General features: G+C 48.2%; 19 protein-coding genes and 1 pseudogene. 17 read left to right on the top strand and 3 right to left on the bottom strand.

What is annotated here, in order from left to right; genetic code table 11:
* Together ACLTD4_RS24645 and uvrA are read left to right on the top strand one after the other, a co-directional pair.
* Positions 1-242, top strand: a 242-nt coding sequence (locus ACLTD4_RS24645; RefSeq protein WP_412331641.1) for a glycerol-3-phosphate responsive antiterminator, incomplete at its 5' end; no start/stop codon positions are given.
* 211 nt (positions 243-453) lie between these two features.
* On the top strand, positions 454-3,279 hold the full coding sequence (gene uvrA / locus ACLTD4_RS24650) for an excinuclease ABC subunit UvrA (RefSeq protein WP_002600672.1): 2,826 nt from the start codon (positions 454-456) through the stop codon (positions 3,277-3,279).
* An 86-nt stretch (positions 3,280-3,365) separates the two neighbouring features.
* Here the strand turns inward: uvrA and ACLTD4_RS24655 are convergent, their stop codons facing one another.
* Positions 3,366-4,064 (bottom strand): hypothetical protein, encoded by a 699-nt coding sequence (locus tag ACLTD4_RS24655; RefSeq protein ID WP_117623821.1) that lies wholly within the window; start codon positions 4,062-4,064, stop codon positions 3,366-3,368.
* A 375-nt stretch (positions 4,065-4,439) separates the two neighbouring features.
* On the opposite strand from ACLTD4_RS24655, the gene ACLTD4_RS24660 reads away from it, so the two are divergent.
* The 11 genes and pseudogenes from ACLTD4_RS24660 (at position 4,440) to ACLTD4_RS24710 (ending at position 20,238) form a co-directional block, all read left to right on the top strand.
* Entirely contained in the window at positions 4,440-5,132 is a 693-nt protein-coding gene (locus ACLTD4_RS24660) for a GntR family transcriptional regulator (protein ID WP_117623822.1), read from the top strand.
* Between the two features lie 243 nt (positions 5,133-5,375).
* The gene (locus ACLTD4_RS24665; protein WP_412331642.1) at positions 5,376-7,631 is read left to right on the top strand and encodes a xanthine dehydrogenase family protein molybdopterin-binding subunit; all 2,256 of its coding nucleotides are present in this window, start codon (positions 5,376-5,378) and stop codon (positions 7,629-7,631) included.
* Positions 7,632-8,099 carry a (2Fe-2S)-binding protein gene (locus ACLTD4_RS24670; RefSeq protein ID WP_002600668.1) on the top strand — a complete coding sequence of 156 codons (468 nt, stop codon included), beginning with the start codon at positions 7,632-7,634 and terminating at the stop codon, positions 8,097-8,099. It begins immediately after the preceding gene.
* Positions 8,096-8,935, top strand: a complete 840-nt coding sequence (locus ACLTD4_RS24675) for an FAD binding domain-containing protein (RefSeq protein WP_117623824.1) — start codon at positions 8,096-8,098, stop codon at positions 8,933-8,935. The genes ACLTD4_RS24670 and ACLTD4_RS24675 overlap by 4 nt, the downstream gene beginning before the upstream one ends.
* Before the next feature lie 16 nt (positions 8,936-8,951).
* Positions 8,952-10,253, top strand: coding sequence for a YjiH family protein (locus ACLTD4_RS24680; RefSeq protein WP_117623825.1), 1,302 nt, complete (start codon positions 8,952-8,954; stop codon positions 10,251-10,253).
* A gap of 12 nt (positions 10,254-10,265) precedes the next feature.
* Positions 10,266-11,609 carry a YjiH family protein gene (locus ACLTD4_RS24685; RefSeq protein ID WP_117623826.1) on the top strand — a complete coding sequence of 448 codons (1,344 nt, stop codon included), beginning with the start codon at positions 10,266-10,268 and terminating at the stop codon, positions 11,607-11,609.
* 202 nt (positions 11,610-11,811) lie between these two features.
* Positions 11,812-15,014 (top strand): annotated as a pseudogene (locus ACLTD4_RS24690) (UvrD-helicase domain-containing protein).
* Between the two features lie 165 nt (positions 15,015-15,179).
* Positions 15,180-15,533, top strand: coding sequence for a VOC family protein (locus ACLTD4_RS24695; RefSeq protein ID WP_117623828.1), 354 nt, complete (start codon positions 15,180-15,182; stop codon positions 15,531-15,533).
* 538 nt (positions 15,534-16,071) lie between these two features.
* Positions 16,072-19,098, top strand: a complete 3,027-nt coding sequence (locus ACLTD4_RS24700) for a 3'-5' exonuclease (RefSeq protein ID WP_117623829.1) — start codon at positions 16,072-16,074, stop codon at positions 19,096-19,098.
* Positions 19,086-19,640 carry a dihydrofolate reductase family protein gene (locus tag ACLTD4_RS24705; protein WP_117623830.1) on the top strand — a complete coding sequence of 185 codons (555 nt, stop codon included), beginning with the start codon at positions 19,086-19,088 and terminating at the stop codon, positions 19,638-19,640. Before ACLTD4_RS24700 ends, ACLTD4_RS24705 begins: the two co-directional genes overlap by 13 nt.
* 223 nt (positions 19,641-19,863) lie before the next feature.
* Positions 19,864-20,238 (top strand): hypothetical protein, encoded by a 375-nt coding sequence (locus ACLTD4_RS24710; RefSeq protein ID WP_243008396.1) that lies wholly within the window; start codon positions 19,864-19,866, stop codon positions 20,236-20,238.
* Positions 20,239-20,354: 116 nt separating this feature from the next.
* On the opposite strand, the gene ACLTD4_RS24715 is transcribed toward ACLTD4_RS24710, so the two are convergent.
* On the bottom strand, positions 20,355-20,660 hold the full coding sequence (locus ACLTD4_RS24715) for an AzlD domain-containing protein (protein ID WP_117623832.1): 306 nt from the start codon (positions 20,658-20,660) through the stop codon (positions 20,355-20,357).
* Positions 20,653-21,375, bottom strand: a complete 723-nt coding sequence (locus tag ACLTD4_RS24720; RefSeq protein WP_002600659.1) for an AzlC family ABC transporter permease — start codon at positions 21,373-21,375, stop codon at positions 20,653-20,655. Before ACLTD4_RS24720 ends, ACLTD4_RS24715 begins: the two co-directional genes overlap by 8 nt.
* Before the next feature lie 167 nt (positions 21,376-21,542).
* Here ACLTD4_RS24720 and ACLTD4_RS24725 point away from each other — a divergent pair, with 167 nt between their 5' ends.
* From ACLTD4_RS24725 to ACLTD4_RS24740, 4 genes are all read left to right on the top strand, one after another.
* Positions 21,543-21,920, top strand: coding sequence for a hypothetical protein (locus ACLTD4_RS24725; protein ID WP_002600658.1), 378 nt, complete (start codon positions 21,543-21,545; stop codon positions 21,918-21,920).
* A 72-nt stretch (positions 21,921-21,992) separates the two neighbouring features.
* Positions 21,993-22,493 carry an RNA polymerase sigma factor gene (locus ACLTD4_RS24730; protein ID WP_117623833.1) on the top strand — a complete coding sequence of 167 codons (501 nt, stop codon included), beginning with the start codon at positions 21,993-21,995 and terminating at the stop codon, positions 22,491-22,493.
* Entirely contained in the window at positions 22,480-23,499 is a 1,020-nt protein-coding gene (locus tag ACLTD4_RS24735; RefSeq protein ID WP_117623834.1) for a hypothetical protein, read from the top strand. Before ACLTD4_RS24730 ends, ACLTD4_RS24735 begins: the two co-directional genes overlap by 14 nt.
* Before the next feature lie 41 nt (positions 23,500-23,540).
* Positions 23,541-24,080, top strand: a complete 540-nt coding sequence (locus ACLTD4_RS24740; RefSeq protein ID WP_243008395.1) for an NUDIX hydrolase — start codon at positions 23,541-23,543, stop codon at positions 24,078-24,080.
* Positions 24,081-24,168: the final 88 nt, after the last annotated feature.

Genomic DNA, 24,168 nt, shown 5'->3' on the forward strand with positions numbered 1-24,168 from the left:
GGATCTTCGTGATTGATTCCATGGCCTTTGGAAATATCGAAAAACAGTGCGCCTCCCTGGTGCCCGACGCGGTGGAGATTCTGCCGGGGCTGATGCCGAAGATCATCAAAAAGCTGTGCAGTACCGTGAACGTGCCCCTCATCGCAGGCGGCCTGATCTCCGATAAGGAGGATGTGATGAATGCACTGAATGCGGGGGCGGTTGCGATATCGGTGACGAATCAGAGGGTGTGGTTTATGTGAGCGGAATCCCTTTATTTTCCTGCTGAAAACAGGGGCCTGTCCTTCCCGAAAATGGGAAAACAGAAAATCATGGAAAACACGAACAAATGTTTGCAAAAATGAAAAAGCTGTGATATTATGAGATGGCAGACCATTAGAATGAGTGCTGGAAACAGCACAGATCATATAGTATTGATTATTTATTTCATACTTTCAGACAGGAGTCATATGTATGGCAAAGCAGTATATTAAAATCAGAGGTGCCAATGAGCACAATCTTAAAAACATCTCTCTGGATATTCCAAGAAACGAACTGGTGGTATTAACGGGTCTCAGTGGTTCCGGCAAATCTTCCCTGGCGTTCGACACGATTTACGCGGAAGGGCAGAGGCGTTATATGGAGTCGCTGTCTTCCTATGCCCGCCAGTTCCTGGGTCAGATGGAGAAGCCGGATGTGGAGAGTATCGAGGGGCTGTCCCCCGCCATTTCCATCGATCAGAAGTCCACGAACCGCAACCCGCGTTCTACGGTGGGAACGGTGACAGAGATCTATGATTACATGAGACTTCTCTATGCGAGAATCGGTATTCCCCATTGCCCGAAGTGCGGACGGGAGATTAAGAAGCAGACGGTGGACCAGATGGTGGACCACATTATGGGACTGCCGGAGAAGACGAAGATTCAGCTTCTCGCTCCTGTGGTAAGGGGCCGGAAGGGCGAACATGCGAAGGTTCTGGATCATGCCAGGAGAAGCGGTTACGTCAGAATCCGAATCGACGGCAGCATGTACGAGCTGTCAGAGGAAATCAAGCTGGAGAAGAACATCAAGCACAACATTGATATCGTGGTGGACCGTCTCGTGGTGAAGGAAGGGATTGAGAAGCGTCTTGCCGATTCCATTGAGACCGTGATGGAGCTTTCCGACGGGCTGATGACCGTGGATGTGATTGACGGCGAGCCGATTACCTTCAGCCAGAGCTTTTCCTGCCCGGACTGCGGAATCAGCATTGACGAGGTGGAGCCGAGAAGCTTTTCCTTCAATAATCCCTTCGGGGCCTGTCCGGACTGTTTCGGACTGGGATATAAGATGGAATTTGATGAAGACCTGATGATTCCGGACAAGAGCCTGAGCATCAACCAGGGCGCGATCACCGTGCTGGGCTGGCAGTCCTGTACCGATAAGGGAAGCTTTACCCGCGCCATTTTAGAGGCGCTGAGCAGGGAATACAAGTTTGATCTGGATACCCCGTTTGAGGAGTACCCGAAGGAGATCCATGACGTCCTGATTAATGGAACGAATGGAAAGGAGATCAAGGTGCACTACAAGGGCCAGCGTGGAGAAGGCGTATACGATGTTGCCTTCGAAGGCCTGGTTCAGAACGTGGCCCGCAGATACCGCGAGACGTATTCCGAGGCGTCCAAGGCGGAGTATGAAACCTTCATGCGGATTACCCCGTGTCCGACGTGCCGCGGCATGAGACTGAAAAAAGAGTCTCTGGCGGTTACGGTGGGAGATAAGAATATCTATGAAGCGACCAATATGTCGATCGTCAAGTTCCGGGAGTTCCTGGACCAGCTGGTGCTGACACCGATGCAGCATTCCATCGGCGACCTGATTTTAAAGGAGATCCGGGCCAGAGTGACGTTCCTGATCGACGTCGGCCTCGATTATCTGACTCTTACCCGCGCCACCGGCAGCTTATCGGGAGGCGAGGCACAGCGTATCCGTCTGGCGACCCAGATTGGCTCCGGCCTGGTGGGCGTGGCTTATATTCTGGATGAGCCGAGTATCGGCCTTCATCAGAGAGACAACGACAAGCTGTTAAAAACGCTGCTTCATTTGAAGGATTTGGGAAACAGTGTGCTGGTGGTCGAGCATGATGAGGATACCATGCGTGCGGCGGACTGCATCATCGATATCGGTCCGGGCGCAGGCGAGCACGGCGGCAATGTGGTAGCCGTCGGAACGGCAAACCAGATCATGAAGTGCAAGGATTCCATCACAGGCGCGTACTTGAGCGGCAGAATCAAGATTCCGGTTCCGGAGGAGCGCAGAAAGCCGACAGGCTACCTGACCGTCCGCGGAGCGAAGGAGAATAACTTAAAGAATATCGATGTCACATTCCCTCTGGGCGTGATGACGTGTGTGACCGGTGTCTCCGGATCAGGAAAGAGTTCTCTGGTGAACGAGATCCTGTATAAATCGCTGGCGAAGAAGTTAAACCGGGCAAGGACCATTCCGGGCAAGCACAAGTGCATTGAAGGTGTGGAACAGCTGGATAAGATCATCGCCATCGACCAGTCCCCGATCGGAAGAACCCCGCGTTCGAATCCGGCCACATATACCGGCGTATTCGATCTGATCCGCGATCTGTTTGCATCGACATCGGATGCGAAGGCAAAGGGCTATTCCAAAGGCCGTTTCAGCTTTAACGTGAAGGGCGGCCGGTGTGAGGCGTGCAGCGGCGACGGTATCATTAAGATTGAGATGCATTTCCTGCCAGACGTTTACGTTCCCTGTGAAGTCTGCGGAGGAAAGCGGTACAATCGTGAGACGCTGGATGTGAAGTATAAAGGCAAGAGTATTTATGACGTGCTGAATATGACGGTGGAAGAGGCGCTGAAGTTCTTTGAGAACGTTCCTTCCATCTCGAGAAAGATAGCGACCCTGTACGATGTGGGACTTTCCTATATCAGGCTGGGACAGCCTTCCACGGAGCTTTCCGGCGGTGAAGCACAGCGTATCAAGCTGGCGACGGAGTTAAGCAAGCGTGGGACGGGCAAGACCATCTATCTGCTGGACGAGCCGACGACGGGACTCCATTTCGCCGACGTCCATAAGCTGATCGAGATTCTGCGGAAGCTGTCGGAAGGCGGCAACACCGTGGTCGTTATTGAGCATAATTTAGATGTCATAAAGACTGCGGATTACATTATTGATATCGGTCCGGAAGGGGGAGACAAGGGCGGCACAGTGATTGCCCAGGGAACCCCGGAGGAAGTGGCTGCAAATCCGGTGTCATACACGGGGCAGTATGTAAAGAAGTATCTGGAATAAAGAATGAATGCCGGAATTCCTTGTAAGATCAAGGGCTCCGGCATTTTTGTTTTTTACAAACAAGTTAAAATGAGTATAGCTGCCTTCTATTTCGCAGCCGTAACCCCTGCCATAACAGCTTCAACTGTTTCGGCCGAATCAGGGATATAGCTGGCAATTATGGAAGAAATATATTTTCCTTTGGAAATACAGTAATAATCCTGAAGCATGGCCCCTCCAAGCGCAGAAACCGAAAGCTTCGTAAAGGTCTGTCCTCCTATATTAACATCCTCATAATCTTTAAACTCATAGCTATAATCCTCCAAAGCCCCTAACTGCTCCTTCACAGTGTCCAAATACTGTGAAGCAGACATACCTTTTCCAAGAGTTGCAACAGAAATATTTTCATGCACCAGCTGAACGTTTGAGGACTGATCCGGCAGGATCACCATAAAATCATAGGCGGTTGTAAACTCTGCAACCTTATACTGCACTTCATTGGAAACACCATTGTTGACCAGAATCTCCTGGCCGGTTCCCAGGACTTTCTTAATATCCTCTTCTGTGGAAATCGTACAGTCCTCAGGAAAAGTAAAAGTAAGATTCAGCCAGGGGCTGGTAAAGGTATAGCCATCCCAGGAGCCTGTTGAGAATTCGGCTGTTTTTTTAACTTCGGCTGTTGTCTCCGTTTCTTTGATCTCAGTTGCGGCAGGCGGCTCCGGAAATGGCTGATTCCCAGAATTGCACGCAGCCAGCCATGCAGATGTAAAAAAAGCAGCACTCAAAACCAAAATATTCTTCTTCATAATCATACCCTCTGCCCTATATTTAATAAGTATATATTATCAAACACAGATGAGAAAGGCAATAGATGAAAAGTTCTCCCCAAAAGGGAGGAAGCCGGCAAGAGGGGGATCCTGCCGGCTTTGAGTATGAAAAAAAGTTTTATGTTGAAAAGGTGTTTACCTTGTTTACGAGTATTAATATACCCAATGAATGTGAAGATTATTTGATGAAAATGTGAAAAATATGTGATGAAGAGGATTTTTTGCTGAATGGGATAAATGAGCGGTATGTACTTTTTTTAATCTATACCAATTGATAAAATACGAAAATCGGTTGACATGATTTTAGGATTGTGTTATATGTTTCATAAGTGCAGAGATGAAGGAGGAGTTGTGATGCAGAAAAAATATCTGGCTGTGAAGGAGTATCTTCTGGAGCAGATTAATTCAGGTGCATACCAGCCGGATGAGCCGATTCCGCCGGAACGGGAGATGGCAGCCATGCTGGGCGTAAACCGTATGACTCTTCGCAGAGCGGTGGAAGAGTTGATGTACGAGGGGCTTCTGATACGAAAAAAAGGAAGCGGAACCTTTCTGACTAAGGGAAAGGTGAGTAAGCAGGAGCTGATTACGGCGGCAGGAGGACAGGAGGGCGCCTCGATCAAGATCATCAGCTGCAAAAAATGTACGGAAGGCAATTACGGTTACAAAGCACTGCAGCTAGATCCGCAGGAGAGAAAACCATACTGGAGAATCCGGCGGGTGCGATATATGGATATGGTTCCATATGCGTATGAGGACATTTATATGAATACAGATTTTTTTGAAACAATCGACTCCTCTTTCTATAATCTGGGTCTTCAGCAGATAGTGAAGACGAAAACGGAGATTGAGGACATTGATTTGATTGCGCAGGTAGAGGCACTTCTGTGTCTTCATAATACTGCAGTCCTTCTGAATGTCAGGATTGACTCACCGATTCTGCAGATTAAGAGTACCTTTGAATCAAAAGGAAAGGTGATGATGTTTTGCAGGAGCTATCATCCTGGTGACAGCTACAGTTACAGCAGTATGAAGCATCGGATATAAGGGCAGAGAAGTTCATCAATAAGCGGAGTGATATATCAATTTCGCGCATTTAAAAGGCAGATATGGAACGATATAATTCGTTTTCGTATCTGCCTTTTTTTGTACCTTGAAACACCTGAGAAAATTAGAGTATATATACCAAAATAAACTTTACTTATACCAAAAATGATTTTATACTATACGAGTATATATACCAAAAAAGAAAACAATAAAATAGGTATAGATAATTACAAGGAGGTATGCATGAGATACATTGGTAAAAGCTATCCCATACACGATGCCGGAAGCAAGGCTGCGGGAAGAGCGGTGTATGCAGGGGACATGGAGCTTAAGGGTATGCTGCATATGGCGCTGCTGTTCAGTACCATACCGCACGGCATTGTGAAACATCTGGTCTGCAGCAAAGCCCTTGCCCTTCCGGGGGTCGTCGATGTTATTCACTGCTTCAACACGACGGAGAAAGAGTACAACCAGTATCAGACTCAGTTTGGACAGGATCTCGTTCACACTGCGCGTATTTTCAATTCCCATGTGAGATATGTGGGGGACAGGATTGCCGGCGTGATTGCAGAGACGGAGGCCATCGCCAGAAAGGCAGTTTCCCTCATTGAAGTGGAATATGAGGAGATGGCCTATTCCCTCGATATGTTTGACACGCTTACAGGAAAGATTGACGGAATCCATGAGACAGGAGCCGTGTTTGAGGGCGGGGAGCATGTGACAGGGACGAAGCCTGAGGGAGAAGGGCTGGTGGAAATACATACGGCCACGGACTTATCCCGAATCAATCATATCTGTATGGAGACCCATGCCTGCGTCGCAGATTACGACCGCTATGGAGACGAGCTGACCGTATATTCACCGAATCAGACGGTGTATGGAATCCGTACCATACTGGGTGACATCTTTGAGATGGATTACAACAGGATCCGTGTAATTAAGACGACCATGGGTGGTTCCTTTGGAGGAAAGCAGGAATGGGTGCTGGAACCAGTGGTTGCTGCCGCTGCCTTACGAACAGGCAGACCGGTGAAGCTGGTATTTAACCGAAACGAAACCATGGTGTCCACGTATTCCAGGGCGCCCATGCATTTTGATGCAGACTTTGTGTTTTCGGAGGATGGTACTCTGAAGGGGGTGGACTGTGATCTGCTTCTGGATGCAGGCGCCTATCTGGGGAACTCTTTGAATTATGCCAGAACGGTGGCTCATAAGCTGTTTCGCGGATATAAATACCCTTACTGCCGGTTCCATTCCAGAGTAGCTCTTACCAATACGATCATTGGCGGCGCTTTTCGTGGTTGGACTTCTCCTGAAGCCACGATTATGTTTGAACATAATATGAATATGGCGGCAAGGAAGCTGAAAATGGATCCGGTTGATCTGAGAATTAAAAATGTGATGCACCCGGGAGATGAGGATCCGCTGATCGACACGCCAATCGGAAATTTTAAGGCGGAAGAGGCGCTGCGTCAGGGAAGGGAGCATTTTGAATGGGATAAACGAAAGGAAGAGGTCAGAACGTTTGACCAGGAGAACACGCGGTATAAACGGGGACTGGGAGTTGCCCTGGGCGCTCATGTCAACAGCTTTTATCCCTCCAAAACGGATTATGCCAGAGTAGATATGCGCCTTTCAGAGACCGGAAGCGTGCACTGTAATATAACGCTGCATGATCATGGGTGCGGTACGGTTACTGCCTTCCAGATGATTGCCGCCGAAGAACTGGGACTTCCGCTTAATAAAGTGGCGGTAGGGGAGGGAGATACCCGTTATACACCGTTGGATGTGGGATGCTTTTCCAGCAGAACGACGTTCGTGCAGGGCCGTGCGACAGTGGAATGCGCACGTAAATTTAAGGCGCGTCTGGCCGATCATGCGTCGAAGCTGGCGGGTATACCGGCTGAGGATATGGTTGTGGAGGAAGAAACCGTACACTCGGTGAGCAGGCCGGAAATCTGTTATACGTGGAGCCAGATTGCGGATCAGTCTCAGCAGGTATTAAAGCAGGAAGTATTTGTGAGTTATGAATATATACCGGATTCTAATCCAGGTGTGGCGGGCGCCCATTATGCCATGGTAGAGGTAGATACCTACACAGGTATGACAAAGATTCTGGATTATCTGGCAGTCCATGATATAGGCCAGGCAATTAACCGGGAGATCTGTGTCGCTCAGACGCAGGGAGCCGTCGTTATGGGAAGCGGCGCCGCTTTGAGCGAGCATGTTATTACAAGAGCCAATGGCAGACCCTGCGGCAGTCTGAAGGATTACCATGTGATAAACTCATTCGAAGCGCCCACGGTACGAGTGGAATTCATTGAGGATGGAGAGACGGAAGGACCTTACGGAGCAAAATCCATCGGGGAGGTATGTCACACTCCGGTAACTGCGGCTGTCGTAGGGGCTGTCAATGATGCCCTGGACAGCGACATGAACAGCATTCCACTTTCCCCCGATGTGATAACCGGCTATTTACGAGAAAGGATGGAACGGTAAATGAAACTGGATTTTATACTGAATGGGCGGAATACGGTGGTTGAGACAGAGCCGGACAGACGTCTTTTGGATCTTCTGCGTACAGAATTACATATGACTGGGACAAAGGAAGGATGCGGAGAGGGAGAATGCGGCGCATGTACCGTAATTATTGATGGAGAAGCAGTCCATTCCTGTCTGGTGCTGGCCTGTCAGCTGGAAGGAAAAAGCGTGATTACCATAGAGGGACTGGAAGAAAACGGAGAGCTGTCCGATATCCAGAGGATCTTTGTGGAGGAGACAGCCATCCAGTGCGGATACTGCACTACGGGCATGATCATGTCCGCTAAAGCGCTTTTGATGCATAATTCCAATCCATCGGAAGCGGAAATCAGAACGGCGCTGTCCGGCAATATTTGCCGCTGCTCCGGATACACCCAGATTATCAGAGCCGTCAGGCGGACAGCAGAGGAAGGAGGAGTCAGATGATTTCATATACGCCAAAAACACTTCAGGAGATCCCAGCATGTCTTGGCAGGATGACGGAGAAAGATAAGATAATCGGAGGCGGAACGGATCTCATTATCAGACTTAATATGGGCCTCTCGAAGCCGGACGCGCTGTGCTATCTTGGTTATGTCGATGAGTTAAAACGCATTACGGTGGAGGAGGACCGCATGGTGATCGGCGCTTACGCCACGATGACCGGGATTGAGAACCATCCGGCAGTAAAGGAGTATTTTCCGGCGCTGATGGATGCTGCTTCTGACGTTGGTTCCCTGCAGATCCGCAATAATGGAACCATAGGCGGAAACATAGGCAACGCGTCACCGGCCGGAGATCTGCTTCCAGTGCTCTACTTATACAATGCCCAGGTGGAAATCATGGGGGCGGAGGGAAACAGGGTAGAACCCATAGAACAGATTATTGCGGGACCGGGCAGAACGACTTTGACATATAACGAGGCTGTCACCAGAATATTTCTTCCTCGTCCTGCATTCGTAAGTTCTTTTGTCAAGCTGGGATTTCGCCGCAAAGTGACGATTTCCAGAATCGGAATTGCCCTTGGAGTCCAGATGGACGGCGATTACGTGAAAGATGTGCGTCTGGTCATCGGAGCAATCTCCTTAAAACCGGTAAGACTCACCGCAGCGGAGGAATTTCTGCGTGGGAAGCCCTTAAATGAAAGTAATATCATGGAAGCTGCTCGGATTCTTTCGGATTTGATCATGGAGATTACGCCCAGGGAGTTTGACCGGGATTATAAAGTATTTGCCTCCAGAGGAATCGTAATGGATGCATTTAAACGCTTAAGAAGAAATTGAGAGGACTGTTGAGGGGATGAAAAACAGCAGTGGGATACGTTTTATCGGATTGAGCTTCATCGGAGCAGTCCTGTTCTTTTTACCGGTATATCAGGGGATGATTCCGGTGGTTCTTTTGATAAACACCATAAAATTGTGTCTGGGAGAGCTGCTTCCCCTGGTTGCAGTAATATCGTGTACAGCCCTCGCAGTGGAACTTGCGGCGGCCAGAATCTTCAAAATCCCTGTGATGGAAGAGTACTTCAAGGGGGAACGTATCCGCTGCTTATTCTGGCTTCTCAGCGCCGTAATCGTGCTGCTGAAGGCCTTTGGTAGCACACTGCCGTTCCTGGTTCATCCGAATATAGGAGGAACGCTCTTAAATCTAGGGTCTACTGTATTTATCACAATTGCAGTAGCTGGCTGCCTGGTAATCTTTATTATCCAGTCCGGTATCGTTGAGTTTGTATCGGTCCTTATGGAACCGGTTATGCAGCCGATGTTCCGTCTTCCGGGAGAAGCCGCGGTGAACATACTTTCATCTTTTGTGTCCTCTGCATCCGTAGGCGTATACTTTACGGAACGGTACTACTTGAGAAAACGGTATACTGCAAGACAGGCCTGTACGGTGGTTACAAGCTTCAGTGTTGTGAGTGTGGGGTATATCGGCATCATCGCATCCGTATCAGGAATCGGGGATATGTATGGAGAACTCCTTGCCGGAAGCTTTTTTCTGGTACTCCTGATGGGGATGATTATGGTCAGGATTCCTCCGCTCTGCCGGATGGCGGATTGCTACATAGACGGCAGCGAAAAATTCTGCGGGACAAAACGGCTCGGTTGGAGATGCCGCCTCACAGCTGCGTGGGAGGCCGGTGTCCGGAAGGCCGGCAGCTTTACTGGCAAAGCATTCTTTCAGAATCTTTTCCAGGCGCTGACTTTTGCTCAGAGGATTGTGGGCGTCATGATTCCCACCGTGCTGTTCGTTCTTATACTGGTCTACTATACGCCGCTGTTTACGTGGCTGGGGTATCCTCTGATTCCGGTGCTTCAACTTCTGGGGATACCGGATGCCGCTCTGGCGGCTCCTTCCGTTCTCATTGGAATCGTGGAAGTCAGCCTTCCGGGAATTCTGATTGGAGGAAGTGCGGCGGCGCAGCAGACAAGGTTTTTTGTAGCCCTTCTGTCCATTGTGCAGATTATCTTCTTTTCCGAAGCTGGCAATGCTATTATGGGATCCAAAATTCCATTGAATGCCGGAAAACTCATTGTTATTTTTCTGGTACGGACAGCCATCGCACTGCCGCTGGTCTCACTCGTAACACACATTATATATTAAGGGGAATGATTCATGGAACAGGTAGAGAAAAAGGATATAGTCAGATTTACGGTATTGAGCCTGATTGGGATTTTCCTGTATTTTATCCCGGTGGACGGCTCCCGGGTGCCTGTCGTAATTATGGTGGGCTGGATCAAAGATATACTTGGAGACAATTTAAAATATCTGGTGCTTCTGATGTTAATCGTACTTATGGGTACGATCTTTGGCGCTAAGGTACTTAAACAGAAAACATGCGTCAGACTTCATGCAGATGACAAGAATTCAAAGCTGATTCATTATGCCGCCGCATTTCTGGTCGTCCTGGCGGTATGGTTTAAGCTTCCTCCGGCCGCGGAATTTGCGGATGAGAGAGTGGGCGGACAAATCCTGAGTCTGGCCGGTACGGTCATGCTTACAGTGTCTGTGTGCGGCTGGTTTATCGTATTTATCCTCAAATCAGGAATCGTGGAATTTGTCGGAACGCTTCTGGAGCCTCTGATGAGGCCGCTGTTTCGCCTGCCTGGGGCTGCGGCGATCAACTGCCTGTCATCCTATGTGGTCAGTGCGGCTGTAGGTGTTTACATGACGGACCAGTACTACGAGAATGAGGTATACAACCGCAGGGAAGCCATTGCCGCGGCCACCTGCTTTTCCACGATCTCTGTGGGCTATATCGGTGTGCTCTGCTCCATCGGAGGCATCAATGAAATGTATGGTACCCTGTTGGTACTGACATTCCTTCTGGTGATTGTTATGACCGCGGTTATGGTGCGGATTCCACCGATCTCCAGAATTCCGAAGACGTATTGCGGGGAGCTGGAAAAGGGAGACGACGACCGGGACATAAGGCGTGAAGCCGGCCCGAATCATGCTGAAGCGGGAAAAAACAGATTTCAGCGGGCGGTAAATGCAGCGGCTCTCTGCTCCAGACAGTTTACATTCCATGAATTTACGGCCAGCCTTTTAAGCGCATTAAAGTTCTCACAGAGAATTATCGCGTATATGATTCCGATTGTGATTGTAACGCTGACGCTGGTTCACCATACGCCGGTATTTACGTGGCTGGGATATCCGATTGCCCCGGTGCTGAGGCTTTTAGGCCTTCCGGACGCGGCTCAGATTGCGCCTGCTGTGCTTCTGGGATTTATTGAAGTGAGCCTGCCGGCTATTTCCGTCAGTACGGGTGTGGCGGCTCAGAGTGTATTTTTTGTGGTACTTCTCTCCATCGTTCAGATTATCTTCATGACGGAAGCGGGGAACGCCATGCTTGGGGCACGCTTTTCAATGAAATTTACGGATCTGGTCATTCATTTCCTGGTTCGTACTGTGATCGCGGTTCCGGTGATTGCAGTGATATCGCATTTATTATTTTAAATTCAGAATCAGAAAAATAAAAGACATGGATTGATTCCTTCGCGGAACAACCATGTCTTTTATCGTTTTACCGCAGTCGCGTGGGAACCGGCCCCTTATAGTGAGTATTATATTTGAGAAATCCTGTTCGGAAACCTTCTTGCGCCGTCTGCCAAAGAAGACTATAATATACCATATATTGACAAAAAGCAGGTGAAAAATTATGCATATAGCGGATTTACATATTCATTCCAGATATTCACGGGCGACGAGCAAAGACTGTACACCGGAATATCTGGATCTATGGGCCAGGAGAAAAGGGATCTCCATTGTCGGTACCGGGGATTTTACCCATCCGGCATGGCGTCAGGAGCTGGAGGAGAAGCTGGAGCCGGCGGAGGACGGGCTCTATGTGCTGAAGGAGGAGTACCGGATCAAAGATGAAACGGCAGGTGCTTCAGCTGCACCGCGCTTTGTGATTACAGGAGAGATCAGTTCCATTTACAAGAAACACGACCGGGTGCGGAAAGTGCACAGTGTGATTCTGCTTCCGGGGCTGGAGGCGGCTGAGTGTCTGGCAGGAAAACTGGAAACGATCGGCAACATTCACTCCGATGGGCGTCCCATCCTGGGGCTGGACTGCCATGATCTTTTGGAAATTATGCTGGAACTCAATTCTGAATCGATCTATATTCCGGCGCATATCTGGACGCCGCATTTTTCCCTGTTCGGAGCATTTTCAGGGTTTGACACGGTGGAAGAATGCTATGAGGATTTGACTCCGTACATCCACGCCATGGAAACGGGACTCTCCTCCGATCCGCCCATGAACTGGCGGCTTTCGGCGCTGGACGGCTATCAGCTGGTGTCCAATTCAGACGCTCATTCCCCTGCAAAGCTGGGGCGGGAAGCGAACTTACTCGATATGGAATTATCCTATAAAGGGCTGCAGACGGCGATACAGACGGGAGAGGGGCTGGTGGGAACCATCGAATTCTTCCCGGAAGAAGGCAAATACCATTATGACGGCCACCGGAAATGCCATCTCTGCCTGAGCCCTCTGGACGCGGAAAAATACTCCGGTAAATGCCCTGTCTGCGGCAGAAAACTGACCATAGGCGTTTCCCACCGCGTGGAGCAGCTGGCGGACCGGGAGGAAGGCTTCGTGCTGCCGGGAGCGAAGGCATTTGAGAGCCTGGTTCCGCTGCCGGAGGTGATCGCCGCATCCACCGGACATTCAGCGGCCAGCCGGAAGGTGGAAAATCAGTATTATGAAATGCTTACCGCACTCGGCTCAGAATTTTCAATTCTCAGGGAGCTTCCGATTGAAGATATCCAAAAGGTCTCCGGCCGCCTGACGGCAGAGGGAATCCGCAGACTGCGCGAAGGAAAAGTGGAACGCCGTCCGGGCTATGACGGAGAATACGGGACCATACGCTTATTCGATCAGATGGAACTGGACGGAATGGACGGACAGCTCAGCCTGTTTACGGGAGTCGAGATGGCAGAATTGTCACGCATGGAGACGGCTGCGGCTGCGATGGCGGTTCCGGATCATTCATCAGAGCAAGGGGCGAAACAGAGGACAGAGGGAACGGTTGACGCGGGCGGAGACGAAGCGGCCTCCCACCAGCTTACGTCCGGCTTAAATCCGCAGCAGGAGGCCGCTGTGACAGCAATCTCGCGCACCATCAATGTGGCTGCAGGCCCTGGAACGGAAAGACGAAGACACTGGTGGCCCATGCCTTCCATCTTCTGGAGGAGAGAGGGGTAAAACCGACGGAAATGACTGCCGTTACATTTACCAATCAGGCGGCCAGGGAGATGCGTGAGCGCCTGGAAAGCCAGTTAGGCGGGAAACGATTCGTAAGCCGTATGAGAATCGGAACCTTTCATTCCATTTGCTATGATATCCTGAAAAAATCAGGCCTGGAGTTTACTCTGGCCGATGAATTGGAGATGAAGGATACCGCAGAAGAGGTCATTGCAGACCGGGAGCTGAACCTGCCGGTCAGACAGTTCCTGCGGCAGGTTTCCGCGAGAAAATGCGGTCTGGAAAAAGAGACGGAATCGGTTCCGGCAGAGGCTTACGAGGCGTATCAGAGAAAGCTGAAGGAGCAGGGGATACTGGATTTCGACGATCTGCTTCTGGAAACGCTTCACCTTTTCGAAGAGGAGGGGAAGAATAAAACGATCCGCCAGGGATTCTCTTATCTGCTGGTAGACGAGTTCCAGGATATCAGCCCTGTTCAGTACCGGCTGATTCAGGAATGGAATAAGGGTGGAAGAGAATTATTTGTCATTGGAGACCCGGATCAGGCGATCTACTCTTTCCGGGGATCGGATGCTAGATGTTTTGAAAAGCTGAGAGAGGACTATCCTCCGATAACCACAATCTGTCTGGAGCAGAATTACCGTTCCACTCCGCAGATCCTGGAGGCGGCCTCCGGCGTGATTTCACAAAACGATGGACCGGAGCGAAGACTGATTCCGCAGAGGCAGGCTGGTACTCCGGTGCGCCTGGTGACGGCGTCCGGGGAGATGTCAGAGGATATCTTTGTGGCAAAAGAGATTAACCGCCTGATCGGCGGAATCGATATGCTGGACGCGCAGGGGCATTTGGAAACGGGTGATGACTTAAGAGCCAGAAGCTTTTCGGACATTGCCGTGCTGTACCGTACCAACAGACAGGCGGAGCTTCTGGAGACCTGTCTGAAAAAAGAGGGAATTCCTTATGTGGTTGCCGGCAGGGAAGATTTCCTGATGGAGCCGGCTGTACGGGGAACGCTCTGTTTTTTCAAAGCGCTTCTTAACCCGGAGGACCGGACGGTGCGGCGGCTGAGCTTGAAGCTGTTATGGAAGCTGCCGGAGGATGAAATGTCCGGGAGTATTTTCGATGCGGCGGCTGAGAAGTACCGGAAAAAGATGAAAAAGGAAAAGCCGCAGAAGCTTCTGGAGGCCTGGGTCTCGGATATGAATCTGCAGGAAGAAGAGGGCGTGGCAAAGCTGGCATCCATGTCTGTTTTTTATAAAAATATGGCCGAATTCCTCGATAACCTGACCTTTGGGCAGGAAAGTGATATAAAACGGTGCGGAGGCAAAACGTATACATCGGATTCTGTGACACTCATGACGCTCCACGGCTCAAAGGGGCTGGAATTTCCAGTGGTTCTGATGTGCGGAGTCAGAAAAGGGCTGATTCCACTGGAGAGCGGTAAGCAGGATATCGATGAAGCTGAAGAGCGCCGTCTGTTCTATGTTGGTATGACCCGTGCAAAGGACGAATTGCTCCTGATTACATCGCAGGAACCGTCACCGTTTCTGGAAGCGATTCCAAAGGAAGTGACAACGCGGGAAAATGCAGGAAAACAGCGTGATCCGGGTATGGGGAAGCAGATGAGCCTGTTTGATTTCATGCAGCCGTGATGCGTGGAATATGTGGAAGCGAAATAATGGATTAAACGAAAATGCTGAAGGAAGGTAAAAACTCGAGAGTGTGATTATTTTTCGAGCAACAATTAGACTATATGGAAAGTTCGCTTTAGGCAAATAAGGCGAACCAGAGATTATAGAGGCGAAGGAGAGTTTTAAATGAGAATCGGAGAGGTGTGCTTACTAACAAGCAATGTTATTCGGTTAGCCAATTTTTATAAATTACTTTTTGGTATCGATAATGAAAGCAATGATGATACTCATCAATACATTATATCAGAGGAAACTACATTGACAGTCTATAATGATGGAGTGGAGCGTAAATCGAATCCGCATAATATTTGCATTGCATTTACCGTTGATGATGTTGATGCGGAATATGCAAGACTGGTTGAACTTGGAGTAGGGGTTGTTGAACCTCCTACATTAAGACCTTGGGGTGCAAAGAATATGAGTTTTTTAGACCCTGATAATAATTTGATAACCTTTAGATGTTTTCCAAACAATGGATAGATGAGTATTTAACATAGTGCATCTTATTCATCATAAGTCGTAGATATGAATATGAGCGACGCCCCTGGCGGGGCGGCTGCACGTCCGTTGGACGCTGTCTATCAGCGGACATTTAGACCGCCGGAAATGGAGCATACATCCTTGTTCCAGCAATCAAAAGTTAGGCAGTTTAGGGTAGCAATACCAATACCTTCGAAAACAGGCTTCTAACGCTCCGCATATGTGCTATTTTTACCAGCTGGTAAAGAAATGCTTGTGCCGCCCAACTTTACAAAATCACTCTGCAAAGCGATATACCCAAATCAAGCAGAGATTTAAGAAACACCTTATTTCATGCTACTTTGCGGCATCACACTACAAGAAGATATACAGACTTATAAGCCTTGTTTTAGCTGTTCTTGAATAAAAAAATGCCCTGACGGATCTCCGGGCACACTTCATTATCCATTATACATAATTTTTTATTACAAGTCTACCATTTTTTCTTTTTTTTGCTAAGATAGTAATATGCGCAGAACGAAGAAGAAGGGAGACAGGCATGAATCAGATAAATCAGACAGACACAAAGAGTATACCGGGAGTCACCCTGGAGGATGAGAGAAATACACTTTCAGAAATTCTTGCCATAGCGGACAGGAATTTAAATCAGGCGAGGTCCTCTGTTGAGAATTTAGCAGATGAACTGCATGAACTGAAGGAAATTTATGATGTTGAGGATAAAGAAGGTCTGGCGTTGTGGTTCAATACCGACGCCAGATTCCAGCAGGTCCGGCAGGAACTGCTCCGCATGGAGCGAAGCAGAAAAAAGCCGTATTTCGGAAGAATTGATTTTACTGATGCCAGTCTGTTAAAGAAAGAGTGTTACTACATTGGAAAGGCGGCAATTACAAAGAATTCCGCAGAGCTGGTAGTCATCGACTGGAGGGCGCCGATCGCATCGGTATATTATGAAAGTTCCCTTGGAGCGTGTACGTATTCGGTAAAGGGAGAAGGGGCTTTTGAGATCGATCTATCCAGAAAGCGCACCTACGAAATCGAAAACGATGAACTGAAGGATTTTTACGATTCGGACGTAGTGGCCAATGATGATCTGCTGACAAAATACCTTGCCAGGAATAAACGATCCGTTTTAAATGATATCATTGCAACGATTCAACAGGAGCAGAATGAGATCATTCGTAAGAGGCCGCAGCATAATGTCATTGTACAGGGCGGGGCCGGTTCCGGTAAGACGACTGTGGCCATGCACCGCATTTCCTACATTTTGTATAACTACGATCTGGAATTTCAGCCAAAGGATTTCTACATTATCGGAAGCAACCGGATTCTTCTCAACTATATCACGGGTATTTTACCGGATCTGGACGTTTACGGCGTATCGCAGATGACGATGGAGCAGCTGTTCACGCGTCTTCTGTATGAGGACTGGGATGATCGGAAATATACGATTAAAAAACTGGATCGGGAAGATAAAACGGCCTGCGTAAAAGGCAGCTTTTCCTGGTTTCATGATCTGGAATCGTTTTGCCGGCGCTACGAGTGGAGCTATATTCCGTTGGAGGACGTCTATACGGAAAAGACACACCGCCTGCTGATGACCCGGAGCTCCATAGAGGGGCTGCTTAAGAAGTTTGATTTCCTGTCACTTCCTGACAAGCTGGACAAGCTGACGGAGCACCTGATGGCGAAGGTGGAGAATGAGATATATGGAAGATACTATACGTATCCGCCGGAAGAGCAGAAGGCGCTTCTGAAGTATTACCAGACCTATTTCGGAAAACGGGAGTGGAAGGGGTCCATTTTTGAGTTGTACGACAGCTTTCTGGCAGAGCAAAGGGAAAAAGGAACCAGGATTCCTTTACCTGGAAATTCCTTCGATCTCTACGATCTGGCCGCATTGGCTTATCTGTATAAACGAATCAAGGAGACGGAGGTCATCCAGGAAGCAAGCCATGTGGTTATCGATGAGGCGCAGGATTTTGGCATGATGGCCTATGGGGCATTAAAATACTGCCTCAGTAAATGTACGTATACCATTATGGGCGATGTGTCCCAGAATATCTATTTTGATTACGGACTGACAGACTGGGAGGAACTCAGGAGCCTTATGCTGCCAGGGGAATTTGATTATTTCGGGCTGCTGAGAAAAAGTTATCGAAATACGGTGGAAATCTCTAATTTCGCAACGAATATTCTGCAGCATGGGAATTTTCCTATTTATCCGGTTGAGCCGATTATCCGTCACGGAAATGAAGTTCGAACGACGGGCTGCGAGGAGGAGGGACGGCTGATTGCAGAGACCGCGGGCACTATTTTGGAATGGCAGAAGAAGGGCTATGAAACGATTGCAGTCATTTGCAGAGACGAAGAGGAAGTGAGCAAATTAACGAAAGAGCTGCGCAAAAAAGTAGAGCTTCGGGAGTTTGATGCGGAAACGGAAGAGTTTGGAAGCGGTGTTATGGTTCTGCCGATCGAATATGCAAAAGGTCTGGAATTTGATGCCGTTCTCCTTTTTAATGCCAGTGAAGAGAATTATCCGTCAGAGGATGGCTTTGCGAGACTGCTTTATGTGGCGGCTACGAGAGCGCTCCATGAACTGGTGGTGCTTTATTCCGGGAAATTGACAGATTTGATTGGTACCACTGTATCAGAGGAGAAGAAACAGAAGTACGTAGTCGTGCGGCAGGAGCAGCCTGCCAGGCGGGTGCGTGAGGAGAAGCCCAAAACCAACAGGGAAATAGAACTGGAACGCGTATCCCATGGGAAATTCGAGATGGAGCTGCGCAACCGCATCGGACCGAAGCGAATTGTTGTTCAGAATTCCATCGAAGAGAAGCGGTCAGAAAAAGCACGCGCTGCAAATAGCCCGTCAGAAAAATCGGAATTTGGAGTAATTCCGGGTACGAACAGCTTAAGACCGCTGGGCCATTCCAAATTAAATCTGGCAGTACGATGGGTGACCGGCAATAAAAGCTATGTTGAGGTGACGAATGCCTGCGGAGTTCTTCGGATCACGCCGATCTCGGAGAACACGGTTCGAATCAGTTTTGCAGGGGAATCATTAGGCCAGCTTCCGGAGATACCGGCAGAGATTGAGCCCACACCAAGGCTTAAATGGAATTACAGGGAAGACAAAGGCCGTGTGGAAGTAAAATTTGGAAAGCTGCTCTTGCGGATCGACAAGAAAAATGGCGGAATCTCTTTCTATACTGAGAAAGAGATGCTTCTTCTCAGCGAAAATCCATCACTGCCAAGACAGATCGCAAACGCTGCCAAAAATCAGACGTGGACCTATTTCGACTGGAGCAAAAAAGAGGTATTGAAGGCGAGAGGGGCGGTCGACCAGCAATGGCTTGATTTGAAGACCACAGCGAAGTATATCTCTTTCGGTGCAAAATCAAAGAGGCCTGCCTGTGTCAAGTCGAACAGCGGCTATCAGATCCTGGTTCCAGGGGGCAGAAGGGTCATGTGCTGCACGATACCGATGTATGGCTCTTATTTATATACGGAAGGGGAAGCGCAGATTGATTATTTTTTCATTGGAGGTACCCTATGCGAAAAGTAACCCTATTCATCGCCATGAGCTTAGACGGCTATATTGCGGATAGAAACGGCAGTGTAGACTGGCTGGCCGGTCAGGAACCGGATTACGACGATATGGAAAGCTATCATGAGTTCATCAAAGACATTGATACAGTCGTTATGGGCTGGAACACGTATCATCAGGTGGCAACTGAGCTGTCACCCGATGAATGGATATACCGTGGGCTGACAACCCATGTTGTGACCCACCGGACCATGGTTTCAACGGAAGAAATAAAGTTTACGAAGGAAGATGTCTGCAGTCTGGTAACCGCACTGAAACAGGAAGATGGAAAAGGTATCTGGATTTGCGGCGGGGCGAACATAATTCAGCCTCTGATAAGGGAAAACAGGATTGACCGATACCATATTTCCGTCATACCAACCATTTTAGGCTCCGGCCTTCCTTTATTTCCGCGGACAGCGAGTCCGGTGGGGGCGCCTGCAGACGGGGAAATTAAATTAAAATGCATCAAAACCCGATTATATAACGGCATAACGGATCTTATTTACGAACCAAGATAACTTTCGTGTAAACGAGGAGAGGAGCACTATTATGCAGGAACGTCCAATTCTGGAACGAAAGAATATCCCCATCGCCTCCCTTTTGAGAACCCCATCCATACGAAAGGAAATTCATTCTATTTGTCAGAATCAATGTGTGGATGACACATTTCTAACCAGCGCATCGGTTACGTTTCGCCAGTTATTTCTTCTGTCTTCGAAAGAGCGGATACCCGGCGGGACGATGGAACTGATATTTGAATTTTTGGCCTCAGAAGACAGGAGCCATCCTGTTTTCCTGGAAGAAGAATACGCTTATTTAAAAGAGCCCGCCTGGTGTTTGAATATGAGTGAAATCAGTTATATGAAGGTCTCTTTGGAGAAAAGAGGAGAGTATGTTTTCTCCATACGTAAAATACAAAAAGAGATTAATCCAGTGTCCGGGAAGCCGTATCTGATACTTTTTCCGGAAGATTCCGGGAAATCCAATGGCTGTTCAGAGGACAGGGAAAGAATGGGGGAAGAGAGGAAAGTCACTTTTGATCATGAATATCAGATGCAGGAATTCATGAAAGAAATTATATTAAATGGAATGGTTGATCTTGAAGACTATTCATAATAAAATGGCAGATTGATAAAAGACAGCCTCATGGTTTCAATCAGAAATTCACTTGCTCTTCTGTTTGAAATCATAAGACTGTTTGATATGAAAACGATCTCTGCCCCAAACGATCCCTACAGGAATAATTCAGTCAGAAATACAGCCGTACATGCGGCCAGTGATACGACAAAAAGGCTTTTTCCTCTGTAAGCCAGGAAAATAGCAATCACGAGGGCAATCACAGCCGACCAGACACTTGCCGTGGCAGTTAAGATTGCCGGAAACGTCATGACAGACAGCGTCACATACGGTACGTAATATAAAAATGAGCGGATATAAGTGTTTTTAATTTCTTTTCTTATCAAGGTCAGGGGGAGAACGCGGATCAGATAAGTGACTCCCGCCATGACGAGTATGTATAAATAAATACGGTTATTCATGCTGTTCCTCCCCTGTCTCTTTTACCGGGAATAAATATGCGGCCGCCCCTGCAATCAGCAGTGTCAGAATAATAATTTTAAATCCCGATGAAATGGTATTCAATACCGGTGCTGCTGCAAAGATCAGGCTGCAGACCATGGATACCACGATAACCCCTGATAAAATCCGGTTTCCCTTAGCGGGAGGGATAATAACTGCAAGAAACATGCCATACAGGGCTACATTTAGTGCACTCAAAATACGAGGAGGCAGGAAATCTCCGGAAACCGCACCGAGAAGAGTACCCAGAGTCCAGCCCGGTACCGCGACGGCAATCAGGCCGTAGCTGAAAAATGGGCTCAGCCTTCCAGGCCTGCACACGGAGACTCCGAAAATTTCATCGGTAACACCGTATCCGATCAGGAAGCGGTGAAAAAATGGCGTTTTTTCGTCCAGCTTCTGGGAAAGAGAGCAGGACATAAGGCAGTATCGCAGATTTATGATAAATTGAGCCACGGCCATTTCCATAAAGGGCGCCTTCGCTGCAATGATTCCCAGCGCCGCAAATTGCCCCGCCGATGTCAGATTTGTAAAGGACATGATGACTGCCTGCCAGGGTGAAAGACCAGCGCCGGAAGCCATAATGCCAAAGGTAAAGGACACTGCAAAGTATCCGAGACAGATGGGGATTCCGTCTTTTAACCCATTTCTCCATTGAATCGCATTCGTATTCATTTTTATAACCTTCAATTCTTATATTCTTTTGTTATCAAAATAGTTCCTACAAAATATACCACGAAACTTTACATCAGTAAAGCAAATGTTTATAATGAAAACATTGACCTTCCGGCCGGCGGAGAAATATGCCGATTCGGACTGTTTGAGAGGCAAGGAGGAAAACTATGAAGAAAATTCATATATCACTGTTCAGCGCGATTGTGCTGGTAATTATTCTGGCAGCATTGTACGGAAATCTGACCGGAAAGAATGATCCGCTGTTTGACCAGGGGACGAAAACCACGTTTTATGCAGAAACAGAGGTTGGAAAGGAGCCGGATATCAGGGCTGAGAATTATTTTTCCGAAGAGGAATATGATTTATCAAAATTTACCTTTGATTTGAGCAGCTGCAACTGGGAGCAGGAAGGAATCTGCCAGATTCCGGTACTGTATAACGGAAAGGAAACAAACTGCGTGGTTTCTCTGGAAGTTATGGGGGCTGCGGGCAGAATACCGGAGACAAAAGCAGGAATGAACGAGGATACGGCAATCACCAATTAACATTTTTTTTTTCACCCAAAGTGTCACAAATCTCTGGCTGGATTGTTTTATAGTCAGAAGGAGGGGATGGGCATGGAACAGGACGAGTTTACAACTGTATACAGGCAGTTTTACAGGCCGCTTTACGTCTATGCGCTGTCTCTTTCCGGTAACCGGTCTGATGCGGAAGACCTGGTGCAGTCCACATTTTTAAAAGCGCTGTTGTCTTATGAGGGAGGCGGAAGTCTGCGTTACTGGCTTACCAAGGTACTGAAGAATGAGTATTTCAACCTGTGGAAGAGGCGTAACCGTCTGGTGGATGAAGGAAGCTTTGATTTATCGCTTATCAGGCAGGAGGATCACATTCTGGAGGATCTGATTCAGGATGAGGAGAAGCGTCTTTTACTGGAAGCGATAACCACGCTCCCGGTTCACTATAAGGAAGTGCTGCTGGATTCGGTCTATTTTCATTTAAGCGACGAGGAGATCGGAAGATCCATGGGAATCACGAAAGAGAATGTGCGGCAGATCCGGTCCCGTGCAAAGAAACAGGTCATGAGGTTGTTGGAGGTGAAAGATCATGAAGGATTTTGATGAACTGGCAGAAGGCTTGAGTGATCTGCCGGAATGGAATATTATGGAGGACACAGGCCTGGAGAGGCAGATTGAGCGTCAGATTAACAGAAGGATTACAAAGATCAGCCTTCGCACGCTCTTCGCAGTGGCGATTGCGGCGGCGGTGCTGCTTCTGATCATTAATCCTGTGATGAAACTCTGCAGTTTTAATCCACGCCCCCTGTTTACATCGGCTGAGGCGGCCTACGAGAATGAATTTACGAAATATATGAGGGTTTATTACGAAACTGCCCAGCCATATGTAACGGTATACGATTCCAGCCTGAAGGATCGTGGATTTGGCCGTTACGTAATTGAAATGAGTGTTTTGGACACCAGCAGTCCCATATATGTGGGACTTCCTCCCAATGTTAAGATGAATGTAAACTGGGGCAGAATTGCAGTTGAGGATCCTCAGAATCTTACGGCGGTTACCGCGAACCGTTATGGCTACGGACTGATGAGCGAAGAGGATAAAGCTGCGCTTAAGGAAGAGATGGAAGAACTTCCGGATTCCAGTGTGATTCATTTATCACTCAGTACCAGGACCGCGAAACCGGTATCTGAAGTGATTGACGCCCCGATCCAGGTAAACTGGGTGGAAATATATAATGAAGAAGGAAAGGTACGCGGTGGTCTTACGATCAGAAAGAGCATTATGGGAGAGGATGAACGCGACCGGGTGGGAATGACAGATGAAGAGTTAAAGCAGGAGTATCTGGGGAATCTGGAATATCTGCTGTCACAGCCGCAGCTGTTAAATGCTTTGGGCCTTCGTATGGGAAGCAAAGGACGGTATTACGTATATCCTACGACGGTGGAACCAGTGAAGGAATTGCTGGATCAGACCAGGGAGCAGGCGGTACTGACCACGAAGAACTACTGTATTTCCGGAAAGAAGCAGGAGATACTGGATTATTTGAATACCATAGACTATACTTCTGTCATGGTGGATGATGTACGTTTATCAATTTTGGAACGATGATTACTAAGGATAACAATTTTGGGGAAGAGGAAGTAAATTTCATGCCGCATACAAATTTTACAACACTTTGTTATATCGAAACGGAAGACAGCTATCTGATGCTGCACCGGGTGAAAAAAGAAGGGGATATGAACCGTGATAAGTGGCTGGGCGTAGGCGGCCACTTTGAGAAGGGAGAGAGTCCGGAGGAGTGTCTGCTTCGGGAAGTGAAGGAAGAGACCGGACTCACACTCTTAAGATGGCGTTTCCGCGGCCTTGTGACGTTCGTTTCTGACCGTTGGCCGGAAGAGTATATGTGCCTGTATACAGCTGACCGCTATGAGGGGACGATCGGTGATTGCCGGGAAGGACAGCTTGAATGGGTAAAAAAGGATCAGATTCGGGAACTGAGTCTGTGGGAAGGCGACCTGATCTTCTTTGAATTGCTGCAGAATAACCAGCCTTTCTTTTCGTTGAAGCTTTGTTATAAAGGGGAGCGGCTGACTCAGGCAGTACTGGATGGCAGTTCTCTGGAACTATTGGATGAACGGGATGCGGATGGTTTCAAACATCGGTTTACTTTTTACTCCAATTTGCGGTAAAATGTACTCGGCCCATAATCTGTTATGAGGTACAAAATCTATGAAATCTATTACCATTACTGCTAAAGTCAAACTATACCCTACATCA

It is taken from the genome of Hungatella sp. (assembly GCF_046966825.1).

Excerpts from the sequence above, each read along its gene's own strand:
- uvrA (WP_002600672.1), top strand. The coding sequence starts at position 454 with ATGGCAAAGCAGTATATTAAAATCAGAGGTGCCAATGAGCACAATCTT.
- ACLTD4_RS24655 (WP_117623821.1), bottom strand. The coding sequence starts at position 4,064 with ATGAAGAAGAATATTTTGGTTTTGAGTGCTGCTTTTTTTACATCTGCA.
- ACLTD4_RS24660 (WP_117623822.1), top strand. The coding sequence starts at position 4,440 with ATGCAGAAAAAATATCTGGCTGTGAAGGAGTATCTTCTGGAGCAGATT.
- ACLTD4_RS24665 (WP_412331642.1), top strand. The coding sequence starts at position 5,376 with ATGAGATACATTGGTAAAAGCTATCCCATACACGATGCCGGAAGCAAG.
- ACLTD4_RS24670 (WP_002600668.1), top strand. The coding sequence starts at position 7,632 with ATGAAACTGGATTTTATACTGAATGGGCGGAATACGGTGGTTGAGACA.
- ACLTD4_RS24675 (WP_117623824.1), top strand. The coding sequence starts at position 8,096 with ATGATTTCATATACGCCAAAAACACTTCAGGAGATCCCAGCATGTCTT.
- ACLTD4_RS24680 (WP_117623825.1), top strand. The coding sequence starts at position 8,952 with ATGAAAAACAGCAGTGGGATACGTTTTATCGGATTGAGCTTCATCGGA.
- ACLTD4_RS24685 (WP_117623826.1), top strand. The coding sequence starts at position 10,266 with ATGGAACAGGTAGAGAAAAAGGATATAGTCAGATTTACGGTATTGAGC.
- ACLTD4_RS24695 (WP_117623828.1), top strand. The coding sequence starts at position 15,180 with ATGAGAATCGGAGAGGTGTGCTTACTAACAAGCAATGTTATTCGGTTA.
- ACLTD4_RS24700 (WP_117623829.1), top strand. The coding sequence starts at position 16,072 with ATGAATCAGATAAATCAGACAGACACAAAGAGTATACCGGGAGTCACC.
- ACLTD4_RS24705 (WP_117623830.1), top strand. The coding sequence starts at position 19,086 with ATGCGAAAAGTAACCCTATTCATCGCCATGAGCTTAGACGGCTATATT.
- ACLTD4_RS24710 (WP_243008396.1), top strand. The coding sequence starts at position 19,864 with ATGGAACTGATATTTGAATTTTTGGCCTCAGAAGACAGGAGCCATCCT.
- ACLTD4_RS24715 (WP_117623832.1), bottom strand. The coding sequence starts at position 20,660 with ATGAATAACCGTATTTATTTATACATACTCGTCATGGCGGGAGTCACT.
- ACLTD4_RS24720 (WP_002600659.1), bottom strand. The coding sequence starts at position 21,375 with ATGAATACGAATGCGATTCAATGGAGAAATGGGTTAAAAGACGGAATC.
- ACLTD4_RS24725 (WP_002600658.1), top strand. The coding sequence starts at position 21,543 with ATGAAGAAAATTCATATATCACTGTTCAGCGCGATTGTGCTGGTAATT.
- ACLTD4_RS24730 (WP_117623833.1), top strand. The coding sequence starts at position 21,993 with ATGGAACAGGACGAGTTTACAACTGTATACAGGCAGTTTTACAGGCCG.
- ACLTD4_RS24735 (WP_117623834.1), top strand. The coding sequence starts at position 22,480 with ATGAAGGATTTTGATGAACTGGCAGAAGGCTTGAGTGATCTGCCGGAA.
- ACLTD4_RS24740 (WP_243008395.1), top strand. The coding sequence starts at position 23,541 with ATGCCGCATACAAATTTTACAACACTTTGTTATATCGAAACGGAAGAC.